The sequence below is a fragment of the Noviherbaspirillum sp. genome, assembly GCF_035944575.1.
In the GTDB taxonomy this organism is placed as follows: domain Bacteria; phylum Pseudomonadota; class Gammaproteobacteria; order Burkholderiales; family Burkholderiaceae_D; genus Noviherbaspirillum.
This window is the reverse complement of sequence record NZ_DASZBA010000169.1, coordinates 1-4,826: the sequence shown is the minus strand read 5'-3', so window position 1 is coordinate 4,826 and position 4,826 is coordinate 1. Positions and strand designations below refer to the sequence as shown.

Below are 4,826 nucleotides of genomic sequence, written 5' to 3'. Positions count from 1 at the left end.
CGCCATGAAGTACTAATGAACTTCAGCGAGAGTGTCGAAAACAAGGCGCAAGTCATCGGTTCTATTCAAAACGGCATTGACTACATTTACTTTGCCTGAATTGGACGGTCGGACTTAAGCCTACGCTTCCGCCTTCGGCTCCACGTCACGCATCTCTTTCCTGCAATGCGGACACGATTTTCCCGGCACATAGTAAGGCGACAACTGCTCGCGCGGCGTGACCACCGCGCGGCAGGCGAAGCACTGTGCCGTCTGCGTGGCTTCCAGCTTCGGGTTGAGCGCGGTGCGGTAGTCAAAGACGAAGCAGTCGCCGGTGTAATGATCGCCGCCGACATCCTCGAAATATTTCAGGATGCCACCATCTAACTGGTACACGCTGTCGAAGCCGACGTTCTGCATGTGGATCGCGGCTTTTTCGCAGCGGATGCCGCCGGTGCAGAAGGTCACCACCGTTTTGCCGTCGAGCTCGTCCTTGTGCCGGGCGATGACATCCGGGAACTCGCTGAACTTTTCAATGCGGTAATCGATGGTGTTGTTGAAGGTGCCGACATCGACCTCGAAGGCGTTGCGGGTATCGACCATCACCACCGGTTTTCCGCTGTCGTCATGGCCCTGGTCGAGCCAGCGCTTCAGGGTTTTCGGTTCGACAGCGGGGGCGCGGCCTTCCTCCGGCTTGATCAGCGGATTCTTCATGGTAATGATTTCCGCCTTGAGTTTGACCAGCATCCGGGTGAACGGCTGCTTATCGGAGTAACTTTCCTTTACCTGCAGGTCCGCGAAGCGGGGATCGGCACGCAGCCATGCCAGGAATTGATCGATCTGTCCGCGCAATCCGGCAAGAAACAAGTTGATGCCTTCTGGGCTCAGCAGGATGGTGCCCTTCAGGCCGAGCTCTTCGCACAGCGCACGGAACTGTGGACGTTTTTCGACGGTGTCGTCGAACGTAATAAATTTGTAAGCGGCGATATTGACGTAGGGTTTTTCGGACTGCATAGGTGCCACATTCGGTAAGTCATTGATTTGGCGTCATTATAAACTTTGACGCGCTGCATGGCTTATCTTCGATACGCAAAAGCCCGATTTCGACTGAGGAAAATGCCGCCTTGCTTGCCTCGTGGAAGCAGTTCGCCCATGTAAAATAGCACGATGACTTCGCCGCAATTTATCCATCTCCGCCTTCATTCCGAATACTCGATCGTCGATGGCCTCGTGCGCATCGATGATGTCGTCAAGGCCGCCGCGCAGGACGGGCAGGCCGCGCTGGCGATTACCGATCTGGCCAATCTGTTCGGGATGGTCAAGTTCTACAAGGCGGCGCGCGGCAAGGGCGTCAAACCGATTGTCGGCTGCGAGGTCTGGATCACCAACGACGATGACCGCGACAAGCCGTGGCGTTTGTTGCTGCTGGTTAAAAACCGCACCGGTTATCTGCAGTTGTGCGAACTGCTTTCCAAGGCATGGCTGACCAACCTGCATCGCGGGCGCGCGGAACTGCGCACCGAGTGGCTGGAGAACGGCGCGTCCAGCGGCATGATCGCATTGTCCGGCGCACATTGCGGCGATGTCGGCATGGCAATCGATCACGGCAACATGGCCGCCGCCGAACGGTGCGCGGCGCGCTGGGCCGAGATTTTCCCGAACCGTTTCTATATCGAAGTACAGCGTTACGGCCAGCCGAACATGGAGAACCATGTGCGCCATGCGGTGGCGCTGGCGGCGAAGCTGAAACTGCCGGTCGTGGCGACGCATCCGATCCAGTTCCAGAATCGCGAAGAATTCATCGCACACGAGGCGCGCACCTGCATCTCGGAAGGCGAGATTCTCGCCAATCCCCGCCGCGTGAAGCGTTTCAACGAGGAGCAGTGCTTCAAGACGCAGGCGGAGATGGCGGAGCTGTTCGCCGACATGCCGGCGGCTATCCAGAACACCATCGAGATCGCCAAGCGCTGCAATCTGCAGCTCGAACTCGGCAAGCCGAAGCTGCCAAACTTCCCGACGCCCGAAGGCGTAACCATCGACGAATTCCTGGTGATGCAGTCGAAGCAGGGGCTGGATGAACGCCTGGTGCAGCTGTTCAAGGATGAGGAGCGGCGGGAGAAGGAAAGGCCGCGTTACGAAGCGCGACTGAAATTCGAAACGGACACCATCATCAAGATGGGCTTTCCGGGTTACTTCCTGATCGTGGCCGACTTTATCCAGTGGGCGAAGAACAACGGCGTGCCGGTCGGGCCGGGCCGCGGCTCCGGCGCGGGTTCTCTGGTCGCCTATGCACTGAAGATCACCGACCTCGATCCGTTGGAATACAACCTGCTGTTCGAGCGCTTCCTGAATCCGGAACGGGTATCGATGCCTGACTTCGATATCGACTTCTGCCAGGAAGGCCGCGACCGCGTGATTCAGTACGTGAAGGATCGCTACGGCAAGGAGGCGGTGTCGCAGATCGCCACCTTCGGCACGATGGCGGCCAAGGGCGCGGTGCGCGACGTCGGCCGCGTGCTCGACATGGGCTACAACTTCTGCGACGGCATTTCGAAACTGATTCCCTTCAAGCCGGGCAAGCTGGTCACCATTGAAGATGCGATCAAGGAAGAGCCGCTGCTCGCCGAACGGCTGGAAAAGGAAGAGGAGGTCAAGCAGTTGCTCGACCTTGCGCAACAGGTCGAAGGTATCGCGCGTAACGTCGGCATGCATGCCGGCGGCGTGCTGATCGCGCCCGGCAAGCTGACCGACTTCTGTCCGCTGTACACCCAGGGCGGCGATGCCGGTGTGGTGTCGCAGTACGACAAGGACGACGTGGAAGCCGTCGGCCTGGTGAAGTTCGACTTCCTCGGCCTGACCACGCTGACCATTCTCGACCGCGCGGTGCGCTACATCAAGCAGCTCGATCCGGCGATGGCCAACTTCGACCTGGCCAAGCTGCCGCTGCGCGACAAGGCCTCGTACGAACTGCTGACCAAGGCGAAAACCGTCGCCGTGTTCCAGCTTGAAAGCCGCGGCATGCAGGGCATGCTCAAGGATGCGCGGCCCGACCGCTTCGAGGACATCATTGCGCTGGTGGCGCTGTATCGTCCGGGCCCGATGGACCTGATCCCGGACTTCTGCCGACGCAAGCACGGCGAGAAATTCGAGTATCCCGATCCGCGTACCGAAGGCATCCTGTCCGAGACCTACGGCATCATGGTGTATCAGGAGCAGGTGATGCAGATGGCGCAGGTCATCGGCGGCTACTCGCTCGGCGGCGCCGACTTGCTGCGGCGCGCGATGGGTAAGAAGAAAGCGGAAGAGATGGCGGAGCATCGCCAGATTTTCCGGGAAGGCGCGGCGAAGAACGGCCTGTCGCAGGAAAAGGCCGACGAGATCTTCGACCTGATGGAAAAGTTCGCGGGCTACGGCTTCAACAAGTCGCACGCCGCCGCCTATGCGCTGCTGTCCTATCACACCGCTTACCTGAAGGCCCACCATCCCGCCGCGTTCATGGCAGCCAACTTGTCGCTGGCCATGGACGACACGGACAAGATCAAGATCCTGGTGGAGGATGCGGTCGATGTCTGCGGACTGACCTTATTGCCGCCGGACATCAACCAGTCGGACTACCGCTTCATCCCGGTCGGCGAGCCGGGCAAGAAGGCGACCCAGATCCGCTACGGCCTCGGCGCGGTGAAAGGCTCGGGCCAGAATGCGATCGAAGCGATCATTGCCGCGCGCAAGAGCGGGCCGTTCACCGACCTGTTCGACTTTGTGAAACGGATCGACCGGCGGCAAATCAATCGCCGCACCATCGAATCGCTGATCCGTGCCGGCGCGCTCGACTGCTTCAAGCAGGATCGCGCGGTGCTGCTCGCATCGGTGAATTTCGCGATGGAATGTGCGGAGCAGGCGGAAGCGTCCGCCAACCAGGTCAGCCTGTTCGGCGGCGACGACAGCGACATGGAATGCCCGCCGGAATATGTGAAGGTGCAGCCATGGACCGACAAGCAGCGGCTCACCGAAGAGAAATCGGCGCTCGGGTTTTACCTGTCCGGCCACCTGTTCCATGCCTACGCGGAGGAGGTGCGCAAGTTTGCCCGCACCAAGCTTGCCAGCTTGGAGCCGTCACGCGACGCCCGCGTGATCGCCGGCGTCATCACCTCCGTGCGCACGCAGATGACCCAGCGCGGAAAGATGGTCATCGTCACGCTCGACGATTCGACCGCGACGGTCGACGTCACTGTGTACAACGAGCTGTACGACCCGAACAAAAACCTGTTCAAGGAAGATGAATTCCTGGCGGTGATGGGCAAGGTATCGGAAGACCGCTTCAACGGCGGCTTGCGCATCAGCGCGGAAAAAGTGATGGATATCGCCACCGCCCGCACCCACTTCGGCAAGCAGTTCGCGCTGTCCCTGTCGGGCAGGGTGGATGCGGCGCAGATCAAGACCATCTTGTCACCGTACCGGTCCGAGTCGGGGCTGCCGCTGACGATGCGCTATACGCAGGAGGGCGTGGGCTGCGAGATCCGGCTGGCGGATGAGTGGCGGGTCGCGCCCGCGGATGCGTTACGGCAGTCGCTGGTGGAGCGGCTGGGGGCGCAGAGTGCGGTGGTGGAGTATTGAACGGTTGGAGGTGCATACATTATTTTGCGGCGCTTCAGTACCCGCATCAAGTTGCACCACCTTGTAAGGTTCCCTCCCCATTCCAGGGGGAGGGGTAGGGAGGGGTAGTAAGGTTGATCAACTGCATGCGATAGCTCGACCTCCCTACCCCCATCCCAACCTTCCCCCTGAAAAGGGGAAGGAGCATGTCGGCATTGAATTAACCATAGCCAGCCTAATTTTTCTCAAGTTTC

At 60.0% G+C, this 4,826-nt stretch carries 2 protein-coding genes; one reads left to right on the top strand and one right to left on the bottom strand.

The features are described 5' to 3' along the window. Window positions 1–120: 120 nt before the first annotated feature. Window positions 121–993, bottom strand: coding sequence for a sulfurtransferase (locus VGU61_RS11970; RefSeq protein ID WP_326859356.1), 873 nt, complete (start codon window positions 991–993; stop codon window positions 121–123). A gap of 153 nt (window positions 994–1,146) precedes the next feature. On the opposite strand from VGU61_RS11970, the gene dnaE reads away from it, so the two are divergent. After that, on the top strand, window positions 1,147–4,593 hold the full coding sequence (dnaE, locus tag VGU61_RS11965; protein ID WP_326859355.1) for a DNA polymerase III subunit alpha: 3,447 nt from the start codon (window positions 1,147–1,149) through the stop codon (window positions 4,591–4,593). Window positions 4,594–4,826: the final 233 nt, after the last annotated feature.